Raw genomic sequence first — 17,400 nt, 5'->3', positions numbered from 1 at the left:
GCGTCGACGTAAGGGTGCCTCGGTGAAAAGCACACCACCGAAGTGCTGGGAGCAAAAGTAGTTTTCGGATATTTCCTGCCTGTGACGGCGAAGATATATTCTCGCCGGCGCCGGTGCGAGCTGAGAATATATCTTGCCGGACGGCTTACCCGGGCGTGTCCCGGAAGATTCCGGTGTCCGTGGGGAGGGCGGCGATCACCGTGTCGAGTTGTTCGTTGTGCCGGTCGGTGGCCGCCTTCAACGCCGCGGCGTCGCGGGCGAGGAACGCCGCCAGCATGTCCCGGTGCCCGAGGTGGAGCTGCAGCCGCGCCGGCGTCCCGACCTGCGACATCGGCTGCACCGGCTCGGTGATGTTCCACGCCGATTCGAACATGTGCAGCAGTCGCTGCATCCGGCAGGGCGACGCCAGGGCCAGGTGGAAGTTGCGGCTCTCCCGGTGGTACGCGGTCAGATCGTCCTCGAGAACCGAGCGGTCGAGTGCCGCGTACGCCTCCCGGGCCCGGACGTCGTCGGCCTCGTCGGCGAGGGTGACCGCCACGGAGTGCGCCGCCGACTCGAGGACGCCCCGCACCAGGTAGAGCTCCTCGAGTTCGTCGACGGTCAGCCGGGCGACCGTGTACCCGGCGTTGGCCCGGTGGTCGACGAGCCCCTCGCCGATCAGCGTCTTCAGCGACTCCCGGATCGGGATACGGCTGACGCCGAAGTGCTCGGCCACCTCGTCCACCGGGATCGGGGTGCCGGGCGGGGCGCCGCCGCTGAGGATCACCCGGCGCAACTCCTCCAGGATCACGGTCTGAGAGCTGCCGGGATCTCGGTTGGCCAGGTTCGTGACCAGCATCGACGGTCGTCGCGGGGGCATCGGTCCGTCCTCAGGCGGGGTGTACGGCGCGCCAGTGGCGGGCGATCTCGATGCGCCGGGCGACCCACACGTCGTCGTGGGACTGCACGTGATCGAGGAAACGTTCCAGCGCCGCGGTGCGGGCGGGCCTGCCGACGATGCGGCAGTGCAGACCCACGGACAGCATCTTCGGCGCCCCGGCCGTTCCCTCCGCGTACAGGACGTCGAAGGCGTCCCGCAGGTGCGCGAAGAACTGCTCGCCGCTCGGGAAACCGCCGGGCGACGCGAACCGCATGTCGTTGGTGTCGAGGGTGTAAGGCACCACCAGGTGGTCGACGAGGCCCTTCCCGAGGGCATCGACCTTCACCCAGTACGGGAGGTCGTCGGCGTACGAATCGGAGTCGTACTCGAAGCCGCCGTGCTCGACGACCAGCTGCCGGGTGAGCGGGGAGTCGCGGCCGGTGTACCAGCCCAGCGGTGCCTCGCCGGTGAGGCCGCGCAGGATCTCCACGGCCTCGGCCAGGTCCTTGCGCTCGGCGTCCTCGTCGGAGAGTTGGTACGACTTCCACCACAGACCGTGGCAGGCGATCTCGTGTCCGAGTTCGCGAAAGGCACTGACGGCCTCGGGGTTCCGCTGCATCGCCTTCGCCACCGCGAAGATCGTGAGCGGGAGCCCTCGTCGCTCGAACGCCCGGAGCACCCTCCACAGTCCGGCGCGGGACCCGTATTCGTAGATCGATTCCATGCTCATGTGCCGGTTCGGGAACGGCTGGGCCCCGACCATCTCGGACAGGAACGTCTCCGACGCCTCGTCGCCGTGGAGCACGTTGTTCTCGGCGCCCTCCTCGTAGTTGAGGACGAACTGGACGGCGATCTTCGCGCCGCCCGGCCACTGCGGATCGGGCGGGTGCTGCCCGTATCCGACCAGGTCGCGTGGGTAGCTGGAGTCGAAACCGTGGGTCATGATGCCAAGCCTGCCCGACCGGCCTCGGTCAGGGAACCCCACAGGCGTAACCGCGCCGTGCCGCCGTCCCGTTCGCGGACGCTCGCCTCGCCCGGGGGCGGACTGTGGAACCTGGGCGCGGTCAAGGTGTTCGGGCTCACGGGTGCGGCTACCTCCTGATCGGCGTGGGGGCAAGTGTAGGGCGTCGGAGTGGGTGCTGCGGGCGGTCCTCGTGCGCGGCGAGGTGCTCAGCTCCCCGGAACCACCGCCCGGGTGAGGAGGTCGCGCAGGGTGTCCACCGTGCATCCGGGGGCCTGCGCGCGGACGGCGTCCTCGTCGAACGCGCCGCACGCCAGTCCCCGCAGGATCACCGTCGCGAGGGCCTGTGCGGTCGCCGGTTCGTCCATCACCCCGCCACCCTGGCGGTCGAGGTACGCCTGCACGCGGGTGGCCGCGGCGGGCAGCGCGGCGCGGTAGAAGTCGAACGTCGCGAGCCAGCGGGTGATCAGGTGCCCGGGATGCATGTCCCATCCCTGGTAGTACCCGCGTTCGAGCGAGCGGGTGACGAGTCGGTAGTGCCGGGCCAGCGCGGCGCGGATCTCCTCGTCGCTGCCCTGCGGGATGACCTGGGTGGATCCGTCGCACACCCACACCCCGGTCTGGGCCGCCGCCACCAGCATCACGGACTTGGCGTGGTCGGCCACCGGGTGCTCGAGCGACTGGAACCGGGACGCGATTCCGCAGGCCGCGCTGTAGTCGTAAGTGCCGTAGTGCAATCCGGTGCAGCGCCCGTCCGCGAGGTGGATGGCCTTCGCGACGGTCACGGTGCCGTCGGGTCCGAGCACGGCCTGCGGGCTCTCGATCTGCAACTCGAAGAGCAGCGACCTGTCAGGGAGCCCGTACGCGCGCTCGAGTTCCTCGCACAACGCGACGACGGCGGTGACCTGCTGGGCCGCACGCAGTTTCGGCACCGTGAACACGAAGCCGTCGGGAACCCCACCCGCGCCTTCGAGGACGAGTTCGAGCGTCCGGATCCCGCGGCGGCGCTCGTGCGGGGCCAGACCCTTCGCGCGGATACCCAGCGACCGCGGGCCGGACGGGTCGGACGAGAGCAGTCGCAGCGTGCGTCCCGCCTCCAGTGCGGCCGCGTCCTCGACGTCGTCGCTCCGCCAGCCGAAGCCGTCCTCGAAATCGATCCGCAGATCCATGATCGGACGGTGCTCGAGCATCGCGCGGACGTCGGGAAGCGCACCGGTCGTTCCGATTTCGGACAGCGCATTCGTGTGCCTGTCCAGCAGTTCGACAGCCTGCTCACCCCACACTTTCGGGGTGTCCGGTCCGGCGTCCGCCGCACTCACGTAGACGGTGTGGACGGGCTGCGGTTGCTGCCGATCACCCGGAAAGGCGTCCGCGAGGTCGGTGTCGACGGGATCGAGGAGTGCGTCGACGCGGTCGAAACCGCTGTCGGGGAGACGGCTGAGGTACTGGGGGTTCACGCCACGATCTTGGCAGAAACGCGGGATTCTCGTCGTCCACACCCCGCCGGGTGGCGTTCGTTCAGGCCGTCACACCGCGCAGATACCACTCGACGGCGCGGGCCAGCTGCCGCACGCTGCGATCGGTGCCTGGCTCGATGCCGTCGAGTGACCGGGCTCCTGCGAAACGGTCGAAGACCAGGCCTTCGACGACGCTGACGAAGTCCGCGCCCGCGTTCTCGGGGTCGGCGACGCCGAGAGCGTCGAACATTTCGGTGGCGCGGGCACGGGAGAACAGGCACGTCGCGAGGAGTGCGTGCAGGTCGGCGTCACCGGACAGTTCGACGGTCAGCGCGTGCCGCGCGACGACGTCGTCGTGGCGGGTGTGCAGCAGCCGGTCCAGCGACCGGGCCACGCCCTCGGCGACGGATGCGAGGTCGAGTGGTGGGGCCGTCGTGGTCGCGAATTCCTGCCGCGAGCGTTCGGCGAGCCGGCGCACGGCGGATTCGATCAGGGCTCGCCGGGTGCGGAAGTAGTAGGACGTGGACCCGCCCGGCAGATCCAGTGCGCGGTCGACGGCCCGATGCGTCAGCGCGCGGATGCCCTCGCGCGCGATGATCGTGATCGCCGCGTCGGCTATCTGCTCACGCCGCTCGGGCACGGTGTCTTCCTCCTCACATCGGCTTGTCGCCCGAGACTCTACATTCGTAGTGTTTCCTCTGTGGATGTAGAGGTTCTGTTGGACGACGCGCAGCGCGCGGCCGCGGCCGTCCTGCGCGAGACCGCCGAGGGCCTGGGGCAGGGGAGGCCCGGAGTTCGCGGCGTGTACCTGTGGGGGCCCGTCGGACGTGGCAAGACGTGGTTGATGGACCGCTTCTACGGGTCGGCCGCGGTCCCGAAGCGGCGCGTGCACTTCCACTCGTTCTTCCGCCGACTCCACGCCGACGCGCACGCGCTGAGGTCCATCGACCTCGCGATCGACGCGGCACTCGGGGATGTCCGGCTGCTGTGCTTCGACGAGTTCCACCTGCACGACGTCGGGGACGCGATGCTGGTCGCGCGACTGCTGAAGGTCCTGTTCACCCGCGGGATCACGCTGGTCGCCACATCGAACTATCCACCGGACGGGCTGTTGCCGAATCCGCTGTTCCATCACCTGTTCGCGCCGTCGATCGCCGTGCTGGAACAGAATCTGACCGTCGTGCGGGTGGCCGGTCCCGTCGACTACCGCACCGTGGCCACGGCGGACGCCGGGTTCGCTTCCGGACGTTTCGTCCGTGCCTCCGACACCGAGCCTCCGGCACTGTCCGAGCGCGTCGCCTTGACCGTCGGGACCCGCACGGTGACGGCCTCCGCGGTGCGGGACCGCACGGTCTGGTTCGAGTTCGCGGTGCTGTGCGGCACCCCGACCGCACCCGCCGACTACCTCGACCTGTCCGAGCGGTTCGGATGCTGGGTGGTCACCGGTGTGCCCCGATTGCGGGAGGCAGGCGTGGAGACCGTGCGGCGGTTCGCGAACGTCGTCGACGTGCTGTACGACCGGGGAACCGCGCTGACCCTGGTGGCCGAAGCCTCGTGGGACGACGTGTTCGCCGGGCTCGACGACACCCTCGACTTCGACCGGCTGGTGAGCAGGCTGTCGACGCTGAGCCGGTGACCACCGAGGCAGACCCGTACGTGGGTCTGCCTCGGTGAATCGATCAGACGTACCGGCTGTACGCGGGGAGGTCCAGCTGGCCGTTGCCGGACAGTCCGATGACCACGACCTCCGGCTCGGTGACCGTGCGGGCGTGCTCGATGGCCGCGGCCACGGCGTGCGTGGATTCCGGCGCCGGGATGATGCCTTCCGCGCGGGCGAAGAGCAGGCCCGCGGCGAGTGCGTCGTCCTGTTCGATCGCGGTCGCCTCCATCAGCCCGAGGGCGACGGCGTGCGAGACCATCGGCGACATGCCGTGGTACCGCAGGCCACCCGCGTGGATGGCGGGCGGAACGAAGTCGTTGCCCAGCGTGTACATCTTCAACAGCGGCGTCAGACCGGCGACGTCGCCGAAGTCGTAGCGGTATTCGCCCTGTGTGAGCGACGGGCACGCCGCAGGCTCGCAGGCGACGAGGCGGGTGGTGGTGCCCTCGCGCAGATTGCGACCCAGGAACGGGAAGGTCAGGCCCGCGAGATTGGAACCGCCGCCGGCGCAACCGAATACCGTGTGCGCGGCAGGCTCGCCCGCCTGCTCCAGCTGAACCATCGCTTCCTGGCCGATCACGGTCTGGTGGAGCATGACGTGGTTGAGGACGCTGCCCAGCGAGTAGTGCGCGCCGGGATCGTTGGCGGCCACCTCGACGGCCTCGCTGATCGCCATGCCCAGCGAACCGGTGGTGTCGGGGTGCTCGGCCAGGATGGCCCGGCCGGCTTCGGTGAGGTCGGACGGCGACGGATGACAGATGCCGCCGTAGGCCTCCATCTGGAGTCGACGGTACGGCTTGGCGTCGAACGAAGCGCGAACCTGCCAGACCTCCACCTCGAGGCCGAGCAGGGCGCCGGCGAACGACAGCGACGCGCCCCACTGACCCGCGCCGGTCTCGGTGGTGAGCTTGGTGGTGCCCTCGAGTGCGTTGTAATAGGCCTGTGCCACAGCCGTGTTCGGCTTGTGCGATCCGACCGGGCTGACACCCTCGTACTTGTAGTAGATCCGTGCCGGTGTGCCGAGCACCCGCTCGAGGCGGCGTGCGCGCACCAGCGGCGACGGCCGCCACATGCCGTAGATCTCGCGGACCGTCTCGGGGATCTCGATGTACCGTTCCGTCGCGACCTCCTGCTCGATCAGGCTCGCGGGGAACAGCGGTGCCAGGTCTTCCGGTCCGAGTGGCTCACGTGTGCCGGGATGCAGATGCGGCGGAACGGGTTCCGGAAGATCGGCGGCAAGGTTGTACCAGTGCGTGGGTACGGCCGAGGGGACCGCAACCCCCAGAGGTTCCAGCGATCGAGCCAGTTCGGCTCCGGTTACCGGGGACGTGGTCAAGTAGAACTCCTTCGTGGATGGATACGTCCCGAACATGCTGCGCTGTCCGCCGCCGTGAACGGGTGATTTTCCCGGTCCCCGCGTGTCACGATGGAGGGGCAACTCGGGAGTGAGGATGCCGGACCGTCGCGTGCGAAGCAGGGTCGTCCACACGGTCGCCCTGCTGGCGGCCGTCGTGACGGTCACCCTTGCCGTCCGGGTGGTCCCCGCGCCCGACACCCCCGCGACACCGTCGGAGCCGGGCGCAGGTGCGACGCGCGCTCTCATCATCCTCTCGGCGATCGCCGTCGTCGTCGCGGTGGTGGCGCTCGCGTCCGCCTTTCGCAGCGGTCGGCCGAGGGTCGCACCCGACCCGCCGCCGGTCGGGCTCACCGGAAACACCGGGTCCTCGGTCTCGCGCCGGCACATTCTCGGATGGGCGGCGTTCGCCGCGCTTCTCGTGACCGCGGCATTCCTCCTCGGGTCCGTCGGCGGTGACGAGCCGCTCGACCGTCAGCGGTCGACGGCAAGCCCGACCACCGACGACGGGGCCGACCGAACCGACGCGTCCGTGCCCGCCGACACACGCCCACCGCCCGACATGGTGGACGAGGCCCGCGAGGATCTGACGGAATTGTGGACCGCGGCAGCGATTGCCGGTCCGATACTGGTGACCGTGCTGATCCTCGGCGCCGTGGCCCGGCGCCCCCTCCGGGCCCGGGTCGGCGGCTGGACCGCCGCGAGTTCCCCCGACGATCCGGCTGCCTCGCAGTCGCTGGCCCGGGCGGCGGAGGAAGGTCTCGCCGTGGTCGTGGCCCCGAGCCTGCCGCCGCGTGAGGCCATCATCGCCAGTTACGCCGCCATGGAGGATGCGCTGCGCGAGGCGCCGGGCGCCGAACCGCGGGAGTCGGACACCCCATCCGAAGTGCTGGCTCGCGCAGTGCAACTCGGAGCGCTGCGCTTCGAGGCGGCGGCGCCGCTGGTGCGGCTGTTCTCCGAGGCGCGGTTCAGCCTGCATCCGATGGGCGAACAGCACCGTGACGAGGCCGCCGATCTGCTCCGGCGCGTGCTCGACGACCTGGGGAGCGACGCGTGCTCGCCGTCGCCGTAGCCGGTGTCGGGGCCGTGCTGGCCGTGGAGGTCCCGCTGGTTGCCGCCGGCCGGTACAGCGCGGCCGTACTGGTCGCGGGAGCGGTGACCGCGCTGGTGCTCTTCGAGATTCGACGACGCCTGGCACCCGGGGACGTCGACGACCAGCCGCTGGGCACGGAGGCCGAACGAGCCGAGGCGACCGCCCGCTGGATGGCGCGGACGGAATCACTGATCAGCTGGGCGGACGGCACGCGCGGCGACTGGGACCACCATCTGCGTCCGCTCCTGGCGCGCGAGTTCCAGCAGTCCACCGGACACCGGCAGGGACTCGACCCCGCCGACACCGCGGCCGCGGGTGAGGTGTTCTTCGGCGACTTGTGGCAGTGGGTCGATCCCGAGTGCGTGCAGCGCTCCGACAGGGCCGCACCCGGTCCGGGCCGGGACGTGCTCGACCGGATCCTGCAACGGCTGGAGCAGCTGTGACGATGCCCGCCGAGGTCACCACCGCGCGCGCCCACGCGGTGCTGGCGGAGGTCGAACGGGCGGTGGTCGGCAAGCACGACGAACTCACGTCGATCCTGCTCGCGGTACTCGCCGGCGGGCACGTGCTCATCGAGGATCTGCCCGGGCTCGGAAAGACTTTGGTGGCACGATCGTTCGCTGCCGCGCTCGGGCTGGACTTCACGCGGGTCCAGTTCACCCCCGACCTGCTGCCCGCCGACCTGCTCGGCGCCACCATCTACGACATGCCGTCGGGTCGCTTCGAATTTCGTCCGGGCCCGATCTTCACCAACCTGCTCCTCGCCGACGAGATCAACCGCACCCCGCCCAAGACCCAGGCCGCACTGCTCGAGGCGATGGCGGAGGGGCAGGTCAGCGTCGACGGCACCACCCGGATCCTGCCGCGTCCCTTCATCGTGCTCGCCACCGACAACCCCATCGAGTACGAGGGCACCTACCCGCTACCCGAGGCGCAGCTGGACCGGTTCGCGCTCCGCCTGCGACTGGGGTACCTCACCGAGACCGATGAGCACGAGATGCTGCGCCGGCGCCTCGACCGGGGATCCGCCGCCGTCGTCGTCGAGCAGGTGGTCGATGCGGCCGACCTCCTGGCGATGCGCGAATCGCTCGAGCAGGTCAGTGTTCATCACGACGTCCTCGGGTATGTCGTCGCGCTCGCGAACGCCACCCGGCATCACCCCCAGGTGGAGGTCGGGGCCAGCCCCCGCGCGGAACTCGACCTCGTACAGCTCGCGCGGGCGCGCGCCCTGCTCTCGGGCCGCGACTTCGTCATACCCGAGGACATCAAGGCCCTGGCCGTTCCCGCTGTCGCGCATCGCATCAGCCTGCGACCGGAGATGTGGGTGCGCCGCATCCGCAGCGACGACGTCCTCGCGGAACTGTTGCGCCGTCTCCCCGCGCCGAGGGCCCGATGACGGAGCACCAGTTGACGTGGCGGGCGTCGCCGGCAGCCCTCGCACTGACGACCTGCGCGGCCGTGGCGCTGACGGCGGGTGTCGTGGGGCGGTGGTGGGAACTGATCGTGTTCGCCGCCCCGATGCTGGGAGCGCTCGGCACGGTGACGTGGTTGCCCCGTCCGGCCACCGGCATCCGCGTCGAGGCGTCGGCGCGCATGCTGCGGTGTTTCGAATCCGAGTCCGTGCACTTCTCGGTGGACGTGACGGTCTGCGGTGGTGCGGCGGAACTCGAGGTGGCACCTACGCCGTCCGACGGCTACACGGTCGAGCAGATCGGCGACGGCGACTACGTGGTATCGGCGGACCGGTGGGGCCGGTACGAACCCGCACTGACGGTCACGGCACGTGCAGGCGGCGGCCTGCTCACGGCGTCGCTGCCGGTTCCCGTTGCGGAACTGCGAGTTTTCCCGTTGGCGCCGCCGATGCCGACTCCGTTGCCCCACGCCACACTTCCGGACCGGATCGGCGCGCACCGCACCCGCCGATTCGGTTCGGGCGTCGAGTTCGGGGACATCCGGCCGCACGCGCCGGGGGATCCGTTGCGCAGCGTCAACTGGCCGGTGAGTGCCCGGCGCGGCCGGTTGCACGTCACTGAACGGATCATGGACCGCGCCGCGGACGTCGTGGCCGTACTCGACACCACCCCGCAGGCACCGGGCCCGGCGTCGGAGAGCCTGCACCGGACCGTGCGCGGGGCCACGCAGGTGGTGCAGACGGCCCTGCAGCGCGGCGACCGCGCCGGGGTCGTCGCCCATGGGCTCCGGCTGCGATGGCTCGGCGCCGACATCGGACGCAGGCAGTTCTACCGAATCCTCGACACCGTCCTCGACTCCGACGACGGCGCCGCCGAAGGCACACTCGTCCCCCGGGTCGCGTTGCCGCCGCGGGCGGTGGTCATCGCGTTCTCCACCATGCTGGACACCAACTTCGCGCTGTCGCTGCTGGAGTTGAGGCGTCGCGGTCACGTCGTCGTGGCAGTCGACGTGCTGCGCGGCCCGCCGTTCGAGTACGAACTCGATGCGATGACCGGCAGGATGTGGCGGCTCGAGCGGCGGAACATGTACCGGAACATGGGTGTTCTCGGTGTTCCGGTGGTGGCGTGGGACGACGATTCCGCACTGGATCTGGCGCTGGCCCTCGCCGATCGTGCCCGCCGGCCGTCGGGGGCACTCCGATGAGATGGGTCGCGGTGGTCGCGGTGCAGGCAGCGTTGACCGCGCTCGTCCTGGGCGACGCGTCGGCGCTCGCGGCCGCCGCCGCGGGGGTCGCCGCGACGGCACTGTTGCTCGTCGCGTACACCGGCCTCGCACCGGGAATCTCGACGCTACTGCTGGGCGCGGTCGTCACGGCGGCCGCCGCCGGTCTGGCAGCGACACTGCCGGACGGGCCGGCGTGGGCGTCCCTGCTCGGGCCGGGTGCGGTGGTGGTGCTGTTCCTCGTCGCGGTGTGGCCGTACGTCGGCAGGCGCACGACCGAGAGTCAGAACCGGCGGATGCTGTAGATGTGGAACTGCGACAGCGGCGCCAGACCTACGGGGACGCCGCGTCCGTACGCATTGAAGACCTGGCCCAAGCCCGCGTAGATACCGATGTGCGACGCGTCCGGGTTGAGCACCACGATGTCGCCGGGAGCCAGCGCCCACAGCGGAATGGGTGCGCCGACCTCGGCCTGCTCCCACGTGGTGCGTGGCAGATTCACCCCCGCCTGACGGAATGCCCACTGCACCAGCCCCGAGCAGTCCCACGCGTCCGGACCCGTTCCACCCCACAGATAGGGCTTGCCCGTCTGGGTCGTCGCGGCCGCGAGCGCGGCCAGCCCGGTCGGGGTGGGAATGGGTGTCGGGAGAACGGACGAACCCATCGAACTGCCGCCGGTGCTGCCGCTGTCGGAACTGCCCGCCACGGGCGCGGCGTTCGCGGGGACAGCGACGAGGGCGGTCGCGCAGAACGCGAGAGCACCGGCAACGGCGGCGCGCCGCACGGGACGGAGATGTCTGCGCTGGGACACGAGGTCCCCCCTTTGTTCGCTACTGCCCGTGGAGAGCCGTGGAACCGCCCCGACCATCGGTTGACACGTCTCGATGAGGTCACGGAAAGCGTACAAAGTGTTGCGGCATCGTGCCTGATATTCGCGAATATCCGCCCGAACTAGGCACATTCGGTCAAATGTCGGTAGCTGTCACCCCTGGGCCAGGGTCAGCACCACGTCGGCCAGGGCCGGAGCATGATCACGCTCGGGAACCGTGGCCGAGATGAGGAGCCTGCCCTCGTCCCGCCAGATCCGCGTGTGCAGCGTCTCGCCGGGAAAAACTACGCCCGCGAACCGCCCTCGGAAGCCCGCGACCTGCGACGCGTCCGAGTCGAGCACTGCGTCGACGGCCGCTTTGCACACCATTCCGTAGGTGCACAGGCCGTGCAGGATCGGGGCGGGAAACCCTGCGGCGGAAGCGAACTTCGGGTCGGAATGCAGGGGGTTGCGGTCGCCGCACATCCGGTACATCAGCGCCTGCTGCGGAAGGACGGGGGTGTCGACCTCGACGTCGGCAGGCCGGTCGGGTAGTTCGACGGACTGGGACGGCCCGCGCTCACCGCCGAAACCGCCTTCCCCGCGGGCGAAGATGGACGACCGCCCGGTCCACAGGGGGGTGCCGTCGAGGTCGGTGGTCGTAGACTCCTGCACGATGACGGCGGCCTTGCCCTTGTCCCACACCTCGGCGATGCGGGTGGTGGTGCGGGCCTTGCCCTCCGGGGGAATCGGCTGGTGCACGGTCACTTCCTGGCTGCCGTGTACCACCTTGGCGAGGTCGATCTCGACGCCCGGGAACGACACTCGCGGGGCTTCGGTGGCGTGGAAAGTCGCGGCCACCGTGGCGAACGTGGGGAGCACCTGCGGCTTCCCGTCGGTCAGGTACCGCAACTCCCTCTCGTCCAGCGGACGGGATCCGGCACCGAGAGCGAGGTGGTAGTGCTGCACGTCGGAACTGGTCCAGGAGAACTCCTGAACGGGCAGTTCGGCTCCGATGGCGATGTTCGGATCAATGGGCATTGGTGGTGTCTCCGGTGAGTGACGTCGGGGAATCGGCCTGCGAGGTCTTGTCGAGGATATCGAGTACCGCGAGATAGCCGAACGTCATCGCCGGGCCGATGGTTGCGCCGGGTCCGGCGTAGGTGTGGCCCATCACCGGGCCGCTGGCATTGCCCACCGCGTAGAGGTTCTCGATGGTGCTGCCGTCCTCCCGCAGCACGCGGGCGTTGCGGTCGGTGCGGAGACCGCCCTTGGTGCCGAGGTCGCCCGGGACCATCTTGACGGCGAAGAACGGCGCCTTCTCGAGCGCCCCGAGGCTCGGGTTGGGCTTGTTGCGGGGATCCCCGTAGTAGTGGTCGTACCCGCTCTCACCACGGCCGAAGTCCTCGTCCTTGCCGTTGCGGGCGAAAGTGTTGAAACGTGAGACCGTTTCGGTGAGCGCGTCGACCGGCACGCCGATCTTCCCGGCCAGCTCGGCGACGGTGCCCGCCTTGACGATGACACCGGCCTTCAGCCAGCGACCGGGGAACGGGGACCGTGGGGTGACTCCGGCGAACGCGTACCGGTCGCGGTAACGCTGGTCGAGGACGAGCCAGCACGGAACGTTCTCGCCCGGTCCGTCGCCCTGGCCGTGCGTGCCGCCGTACATCGCGTGCGTCGCCTCGACGTACGGTGCGGATTCGTTGACGAAGCGCTTGCCGGATTCGTTGATCATGATGCAGCCCGGCAGGCTCCGCTCGGACAGCGCGAACCACGGGCCGCCGGTGAGCGGGATGGACGGTCCCCACCAGGCGTCTTCCATCAGATCGAGCGCGGCGCCGAGCTTTTCGCCCGCCCAGATGCCGTCGCCGGTGTTGGCCTTCGCGCCGACGGTCCATTCGGTGCCGATCGGTGCTCGCTGGTACTTCTTGCGGGCCTCGTCGTTGTGCTCGAAACCGCCCGACGCGATCACCACGCCGCGGCGTGCCCGGAACACCTGCGGCTGTCCGTCGACCGTGGCGTTGACGCCCTTGACCACGCCGTCCTCCACATACAGGTCGGTGAGCGGGGTGTCGAGCAGGATCGGGACGCCGGCGGCCTTCAGCCCGGCCTGCAGTCCCGCGACGAGCGCCTGACCGCGGACGAGCAGCCGCTTCCCGGTGAGCTTGGCGCCGAGGAAGCGGAGGCCGACCCGGGCTGCGCGCAGCGGACCGCGCGGGTTGCGCATCAGCAGGTTGAGCCAGCGGTAATCGGCCTGGGTGATCACGAAATTCGACGGCGCCTTGACGTAATCGGGTTCGAGCTGCGCGAGGTCGGCGCCGAGTTTCCTGCCGTCGAACGGTGTCGGCTCGACGGACCGTCCGCCGAGCCGTCCGCCGGGGGCCTCGGGGTAGTAGTCGGAGTATTCGGGCACCCACTGCAGTTTCAGTGGGCTGTTCTTCAGCACGAACGACAGCATCTCGGGGCCGCGGTCGATGTAGGCGTCGATCCGGTCCTTCGGGACGACGTCGCCGATGATGCTGTGCAGGTAGGTCCGCGCGGCGTCTGTGGTGTCCTCGACCCCCGCGGCGATCAGCGCCTCGTTGTTCGGGATCCACACGCCACCGCCGGAGCGTGCGGTGGAGCCGCCGAAGTGCGGCGCCTTTTCGAGGATGACGACGCTGAGTCCCTTGTGGGCCGCGGTGAGGGCCGCGGTCATTCCACCGGCACCGCTACCGACGACCACGATGTCGTATTCGTGCTTGCTCATGTAGAACACGTTATAGAATGATGGGGTTGTCAGTCCATCCTTTCTGCCAGGAAGTATTACTGACGCCAACAAACAAGAACGAAACACGTTGCAGTGGAAACCGGTGGGCGTGCGCACGCAAACGAACTTCAGGGAAGGTCCTCAACCATGCTCTCGACGCAACTACGCACCGAGTTGGCGAATCAGCTCGACGCCGCGGAACGTGGCCGCGCTCCCATCGGCCCCCTGACCGCGGACCACCCCGACATCGACGTCGTCGACGCCTACGAGATCCAGCTGATCAACATCCGCCGCCGGTTGCAGGACGGCGCGAAGGTCGTCGGGCACAAGGTCGGCCTGTCGTCCCTCGCCATGCAGCAGATGATGGGCGTCGACGAACCCGACTACGGCCACCTGCTCGCCGACATGGAGGTCTTCGAGGACCAGCCCGTCGACACGGCGCGGTTATGCTTCCCGCGCGTCGAGGTCGAGGTCGCATTCGTGCTGGGCGCCGACCTCCCCGGCGCAGGCTGCACCGAGCAGGACGTCCTGGACGCCACCGTGGCGTTCGCACCGTCCATCGAGCTGATCGACAGCCGGATCACCGACTGGAAGATCACGCTGCCGGACACGATCGCCGACAACGCCTCGTCCGCCGGGTTCGTGCTCGGCAAGAACCGGGTGCGGCCCGAGGACATCGACATCAAGTCCATCGACGCCGTTCTGACCAGTAACGGCGAGACCAAGGCCGAGGGACGCAGCGACGCCGTGCTCGGCAACCCGGTGACGGCCGTCGCCTGGCTCGCGCAGAAGGTCGAGAGCTTCGGCGTCCGGTTGAAGGCCGGCGACATCGTGCTGCCCGGCTCGTGCACCCGCGCCATCGACGCGCACCCGGGCGATCACTTCCGCGCCGAGTTCAGTGGGCTCGGCTCCGTATCCCTGCAGTTCAAGTAGGAGTTTGTTCATGACCAAGGCAAGTGTGGCGATCGTCGGTTCGGGCAACATCAGCACCGACCTGCTCTACAAGCTGCAGCGATCCGAGTGGCTCGAACCCCGGTGGATGATCGGGATCGACCCCGAGAGCGAAGGCCTGGCGCGGGCCCGCAAGTTGGGACTGGAAACGTCTGCCGAGGGTGTCGACTGGTTGCTGAACCAGCCGGAGAAACCCGATCTCGTCTTCGAGGCCACGTCCGCGTACGTGCATCGGGAGGCAGCACCGCGGTACGAGGCCGCCGGCATCCGCGCCGTCGACCTGACACCCGCCGCCGTAGGACCCGCCGTGGTCCCACCGGCGAACCTGCGCGAACACCTCGGCGCCCCCAACGTCAACATGATCACGTGCGGAGGGCAGGCCACGATCCCGATCGTGTACGCCGTCTCCCGCGTCGTCGACGTGCCGTACGCCGAGATCGTCGCGTCGGTGGCGTCCGTCTCCGCAGGCCCGGGCACCCGCGCCAACATCGACGAGTTCACCAAGACCACCAGCCGCGGCATCGAGACCATCGGCGGAGCGCAGCGCGGCAAGGCCATCATCATCCTCAACCCGGCCGACCCGCCGATGATCATGCGCGACACGATCTTCTGCGCGATCCCCGAGGACGCCGACCGCGCCGCCATCACCGACTCCATCCACCGCGTAGTCGCGGACATCCAGCAGTACGTCCCCGGCTACCGGCTGCTCAACGAACCGCAATTCGACGACCCGAGCGTCGTGTCCGGCGGGCAGGCGACGGTCACCACGTTCGTCGAGGTCGAGGGCGCAGGCGACTTCCTGCCCCCGTACGCGGGCAACCTCGACATCATGACCGCAGCGGCAACCAAGGTGGGCGAGGAGATCGCCCAGAAGCTCCTGAGTGTGGAGGCATGAGCACAATGGTTCATTTCGACGGGGCGAGCGAAGCGACGGGAAATATGAGCAGCAGCTGGGACATCCGCGTCACCGACACCTCCCTGCGGGACGGTTCGCACCACAAGCGGCACCAGTTCACCGGTGAGGAGGTCCGGGCCATCGTCGGTGCGCTCGACAACGCCGGGGTCCCGGTCATCGAGGTGACGCACGGCGACGGACTGGGTGGGTCCTCGTTCAACTACGGGTTCTCCAAGGTCCCGGAGCAGGAACTCATCTCGATCGCCGTCGACACGGCGAAGAACGCGAAGATCGCCTTCCTCATGCTGCCGGGGCTCGGCATCAAGGACGACATCATCGTCGCCCAGGACAACGGCGCCTCGATCTGCCGCATCGCCACGCACTGCACCGAGGCGGACGTGTCCATCCAGCACTTCGGGCTGGCTCGCGACCGCGGTCTCGAGACCGTCGGCTTCCTGATGATGGCGCACTCGATCGCACCGGAAAAGCTCGCCAAGCAGGCCCGCATCATGGCCGACGCGGGCTGCCAGTGCGTGTACGTCGTCGACTCCGCAGGCGCGCTCGTGCTCGAGCAGGTGTCGGACCGCGTCGAGGCGCTGGTGCAGGAACTCGGCTCGGACGCACAGGTGGGTTTCCACGGTCACGAGAACCTCGGACTCGGTGTGGCCAACTCGATCGCCGCCGTGCGGGCAGGTGCAAAGCAGATCGACGGCAGCACACGACGATTCGGCGCCGGCGCCGGTAACGCGCCGGTCGAGGCGTTCGTCGGCGTGTGCGACAAGATCGGCGTCAAGACGGGGATCGACTTCTTCGCGATCGCCGACGCCGCCGAGGACGTGGTGCGTCCGGCGATGCCCGCCGAATGCCTCCTCGACCGCCAGGCGCTGATGATGGGGTACGCCGGCGTCTACTCGAGCTTCCTCAAGCACGCCGAACGCCAGGCCGAACGGTACGGCGTCTCGTCCGCCGAACTCCTCGTCCGCGCCGGCAAGCGCAAGCTCGTCGGCGGCCAGGAAGACCAGCTCATCGACATCGCGCTCGAACTGCAGCGCGAGCGGGCTGCGGCTGCGCCGCCCGTGAGTACTTCTTAACGTCGGGCGGTTGATAAGTACTCACAGGTCAGCGGGCGGTCTCCCACAGCCCGACGACGTTGCCCTCGGAGTCGGTGAAGTACGCGGCGAATCCCATGTTCCCGACGGGGGTCCGGCCGGTGACGGTCTTGCCACCGAGGGATTCGATCCTTTCGAGGGCGGATTCGATGCTCTCGACGTCGACGGTGACCACGGGAGTGGTCACCTCCCCGCGCTGCATCATGCCGCCGTTGATGTAACCGGGTTCGTCGGGCATGCCGCTCTCACCGACAGGTCCGGTGGTGACCATGCTGTAGTCCATGTCGGGGATCTCGGCGATGGCCCACCCGAATGCGTCCCGATAGAACGCTCGTGCGCGGTCACCGTCGTCGAAGGGGATCTCGAAGTGCACGATTCGGCCTGTCATGGCACGCCTCCGGTTCGGCTGGAACCGCCGAATCCGACGGCACATCCAGCCTAAGCGCCCAATGTGACATCCGTGCAGCCTGACTGCACGAATGTCACATCGGGCGACGCATCCGCCGCAGCGGTACCGACGACTATTCGACGCGATCTCGCACGTCGATGAACCCCTCCATCACCGCGTGGTTGATGCTGTCCCACAGTCGCGGGCACCCCTCGCGGAGCGCGGTGGACTGTCCCTCGCCGACGGCGTCCCGGAACGTCGGGCACGTCTTCGCAGGGTCGTCCGTCCACTGGACGCTCGTGTGCTTGAGGCTGTTCTTGCGCACCAGCACACAGGTTCCGCACGTACGGCACTCGACTTCGTTCATGCCGTCGTCGAGGTAATTGGCCTTGTCGGCCATCGTCTGCGCATGAATGGCCTCGAGCCGAGCAGGCTGCCCGGCGAAGTCGGGAGCTTTGGCCCATTCGATCGAGGCACTCATG

19 protein-coding genes are annotated in these 17,400 nt (G+C 69.1%); 9 read left to right on the top strand and 10 right to left on the bottom strand.

Annotation, left to right across the window (positions count from 1 at the left end; translation table 11 throughout):
* Positions 1-145: 145 nt before the first annotated feature.
* From QM841_RS30825 to QM841_RS30810, 4 genes are all read right to left on the bottom strand, one after another.
* The gene (locus QM841_RS30825; protein WP_283334905.1) at positions 146-859 is read right to left on the bottom strand and encodes a GntR family transcriptional regulator; all 714 of its coding nucleotides are present in this window, start codon (positions 857-859) and stop codon (positions 146-148) included.
* A gap of 10 nt (positions 860-869) precedes the next feature.
* Positions 870-1,802 carry an allantoinase PuuE gene (gene puuE / locus QM841_RS30820; protein ID WP_283334904.1) on the bottom strand — a complete coding sequence of 311 codons (933 nt, stop codon included), beginning with the start codon at positions 1,800-1,802 and terminating at the stop codon, positions 870-872.
* A gap of 227 nt (positions 1,803-2,029) precedes the next feature.
* A complete protein-coding gene (locus QM841_RS30815) occupies positions 2,030-3,277 on the bottom strand; it encodes a DUF6986 family protein (protein ID WP_283334903.1) in 1,248 nt (415 codons plus the stop codon).
* A gap of 61 nt (positions 3,278-3,338) precedes the next feature.
* On the bottom strand, positions 3,339-3,917 hold the full coding sequence (locus QM841_RS30810; RefSeq protein ID WP_283334902.1) for a TetR/AcrR family transcriptional regulator: 579 nt from the start codon (positions 3,915-3,917) through the stop codon (positions 3,339-3,341).
* Between the two features lie 78 nt (positions 3,918-3,995).
* Here QM841_RS30810 and zapE point away from each other — a divergent pair, with 78 nt between their 5' ends.
* Positions 3,996-4,913 (top strand): cell division protein ZapE, encoded by a 918-nt coding sequence (gene zapE / locus QM841_RS30805; RefSeq protein ID WP_349307434.1) that lies wholly within the window; start codon positions 3,996-3,998, stop codon positions 4,911-4,913.
* A 43-nt stretch (positions 4,914-4,956) separates the two neighbouring features.
* Here zapE and QM841_RS30800 read toward each other — a convergent pair whose 3' ends face one another.
* The gene (locus tag QM841_RS30800) at positions 4,957-6,273 is read right to left on the bottom strand and encodes a TrpB-like pyridoxal phosphate-dependent enzyme (protein WP_283334900.1); all 1,317 of its coding nucleotides are present in this window, start codon (positions 6,271-6,273) and stop codon (positions 4,957-4,959) included.
* A gap of 115 nt (positions 6,274-6,388) precedes the next feature.
* Between QM841_RS30800 and QM841_RS30795 the strand changes: the two genes are divergently transcribed.
* From QM841_RS30795 to QM841_RS30775, 5 genes are read left to right on the top strand one after another with little or no spacing between them, the layout of a single operon-like run.
* The gene (locus QM841_RS30795) at positions 6,389-7,363 is read left to right on the top strand and encodes a DUF4129 domain-containing protein (RefSeq protein WP_349307432.1); all 975 of its coding nucleotides are present in this window, start codon (positions 6,389-6,391) and stop codon (positions 7,361-7,363) included.
* Positions 7,345-7,827 carry a hypothetical protein gene (locus tag QM841_RS30790; RefSeq protein ID WP_280779032.1) on the top strand — a complete coding sequence of 161 codons (483 nt, stop codon included), beginning with the start codon at positions 7,345-7,347 and terminating at the stop codon, positions 7,825-7,827. The genes QM841_RS30795 and QM841_RS30790 overlap by 19 nt, the downstream gene beginning before the upstream one ends.
* Positions 7,824-8,780: an AAA family ATPase gene (locus tag QM841_RS30785; protein ID WP_005263839.1), complete on the top strand. Its 957-nt coding sequence runs from the start codon at positions 7,824-7,826 to the stop codon at positions 8,778-8,780. Before QM841_RS30790 ends, QM841_RS30785 begins: the two co-directional genes overlap by 4 nt.
* A complete protein-coding gene (locus QM841_RS30780) occupies positions 8,777-10,000 on the top strand; it encodes a DUF58 domain-containing protein (protein WP_283334898.1) in 1,224 nt (407 codons plus the stop codon). The genes QM841_RS30785 and QM841_RS30780 overlap by 4 nt, the downstream gene beginning before the upstream one ends.
* The gene (locus QM841_RS30775; RefSeq protein WP_283334897.1) at positions 9,997-10,323 is read left to right on the top strand and encodes a hypothetical protein; all 327 of its coding nucleotides are present in this window, start codon (positions 9,997-9,999) and stop codon (positions 10,321-10,323) included. Before QM841_RS30780 ends, QM841_RS30775 begins: the two co-directional genes overlap by 4 nt.
* Here the strand turns inward: QM841_RS30775 and QM841_RS30770 are convergent.
* The 3 genes from QM841_RS30770 to kstD all read right to left on the bottom strand — a co-directional run bounded on the left by QM841_RS30770 (position 10,302) and on the right by kstD (position 13,575).
* On the bottom strand, positions 10,302-10,802 hold the full coding sequence (locus tag QM841_RS30770) for an NlpC/P60 family protein (protein WP_280779184.1): 501 nt from the start codon (positions 10,800-10,802) through the stop codon (positions 10,302-10,304). The two genes, QM841_RS30775 and QM841_RS30770, sit on opposite strands and share 22 nt — an antisense overlap.
* A 198-nt stretch (positions 10,803-11,000) precedes the next feature.
* Positions 11,001-11,867 (bottom strand): enoyl-CoA hydratase ChsH3, encoded by an 867-nt coding sequence (gene chsH3 / locus QM841_RS30765; protein ID WP_280779029.1) that lies wholly within the window; start codon positions 11,865-11,867, stop codon positions 11,001-11,003.
* Positions 11,857-13,575 (bottom strand): 3-oxosteroid 1-dehydrogenase, encoded by a 1,719-nt coding sequence (gene kstD, locus QM841_RS30760; RefSeq protein ID WP_280779028.1) that lies wholly within the window; start codon positions 13,573-13,575, stop codon positions 11,857-11,859. Before kstD ends, chsH3 begins: the two co-directional genes overlap by 11 nt.
* 147 nt (positions 13,576-13,722) lie before the next feature.
* On the opposite strand from kstD, the gene QM841_RS30755 reads away from it, so the two are divergent.
* Genes QM841_RS30755 through dmpG form a run of 3 tightly spaced genes read left to right on the top strand, consistent with a single transcriptional unit; the run spans position 13,723 to position 16,512 of the window.
* Positions 13,723-14,508 carry a 2-keto-4-pentenoate hydratase gene (locus QM841_RS30755; RefSeq protein WP_283334896.1) on the top strand — a complete coding sequence of 262 codons (786 nt, stop codon included), beginning with the start codon at positions 13,723-13,725 and terminating at the stop codon, positions 14,506-14,508.
* Between the two features lie 10 nt (positions 14,509-14,518).
* Positions 14,519-15,421, top strand: coding sequence for an acetaldehyde dehydrogenase (acetylating) (locus tag QM841_RS30750; protein ID WP_009477595.1), 903 nt, complete (start codon positions 14,519-14,521; stop codon positions 15,419-15,421).
* 44 nt (positions 15,422-15,465) lie between these two features.
* Entirely contained in the window at positions 15,466-16,512 is a 1,047-nt protein-coding gene (dmpG, locus tag QM841_RS30745; RefSeq protein ID WP_283334966.1) for a 4-hydroxy-2-oxovalerate aldolase, read from the top strand.
* A gap of 28 nt (positions 16,513-16,540) precedes the next feature.
* On the opposite strand, the gene QM841_RS30740 is transcribed toward dmpG, so the two are convergent.
* Together QM841_RS30740 and QM841_RS30735 are read right to left on the bottom strand one after the other, a co-directional pair.
* Entirely contained in the window at positions 16,541-16,918 is a 378-nt protein-coding gene (locus tag QM841_RS30740; protein WP_009477597.1) for a VOC family protein, read from the bottom strand.
* A gap of 133 nt (positions 16,919-17,051) precedes the next feature.
* A complete protein-coding gene (locus tag QM841_RS30735) occupies positions 17,052-17,399 on the bottom strand; it encodes a hypothetical protein (RefSeq protein WP_283334895.1) in 348 nt (115 codons plus the stop codon).
* Position 17,400: the final 1 nt, after the last annotated feature.

Source organism: Rhodococcus sp. IEGM 1307, from assembly GCF_030056915.1.
In the GTDB taxonomy this organism is placed as follows: Bacteria; Actinomycetota; Actinomycetes; order Mycobacteriales; family Mycobacteriaceae; genus Rhodococcus_F; species Rhodococcus_F opacus_D.
The sequence above is the reverse complement of the archived record's forward strand: the minus strand, read 5'-3'. Positions and strand labels throughout refer to the sequence as shown.

What these genes read in the sequence shown, in the direction of transcription:
- QM841_RS30825 (WP_283334905.1), bottom strand. Translation starts at nt 859, where the DNA reads ATGCCCCCGCGACGACCGTCGATGCTGGTCACGAACCTGGCCAACCGA.
- puuE (WP_283334904.1), bottom strand. Translation starts at nt 1,802, where the DNA reads ATGACCCACGGTTTCGACTCCAGCTACCCACGCGACCTGGTCGGATAC.
- QM841_RS30795 (WP_349307432.1), top strand. Translation starts at nt 6,389, where the DNA reads ATGCCGGACCGTCGCGTGCGAAGCAGGGTCGTCCACACGGTCGCCCTG.
- QM841_RS30780 (WP_283334898.1), top strand. Translation starts at nt 8,777, where the DNA reads ATGACGGAGCACCAGTTGACGTGGCGGGCGTCGCCGGCAGCCCTCGCA.
- QM841_RS30775 (WP_283334897.1), top strand. Translation starts at nt 9,997, where the DNA reads ATGAGATGGGTCGCGGTGGTCGCGGTGCAGGCAGCGTTGACCGCGCTC.
- chsH3 (WP_280779029.1), bottom strand. Translation starts at nt 11,867, where the DNA reads ATGCCCATTGATCCGAACATCGCCATCGGAGCCGAACTGCCCGTTCAG.
- kstD (WP_280779028.1), bottom strand. Translation starts at nt 13,575, where the DNA reads ATGAGCAAGCACGAATACGACATCGTGGTCGTCGGTAGCGGTGCCGGT.
- QM841_RS30755 (WP_283334896.1), top strand. Translation starts at nt 13,723, where the DNA reads ATGCTCTCGACGCAACTACGCACCGAGTTGGCGAATCAGCTCGACGCC.
- QM841_RS30750 (WP_009477595.1), top strand. Translation starts at nt 14,519, where the DNA reads ATGACCAAGGCAAGTGTGGCGATCGTCGGTTCGGGCAACATCAGCACC.
- dmpG (WP_283334966.1), top strand. Translation starts at nt 15,466, where the DNA reads ATGAGCAGCAGCTGGGACATCCGCGTCACCGACACCTCCCTGCGGGAC.
- QM841_RS30740 (WP_009477597.1), bottom strand. Translation starts at nt 16,918, where the DNA reads ATGACAGGCCGAATCGTGCACTTCGAGATCCCCTTCGACGACGGTGAC.
- QM841_RS30735 (WP_283334895.1), bottom strand. Translation starts at nt 17,399, where the DNA reads ATGAGTGCCTCGATCGAATGGGCCAAAGCTCCCGACTTCGCCGGGCAG.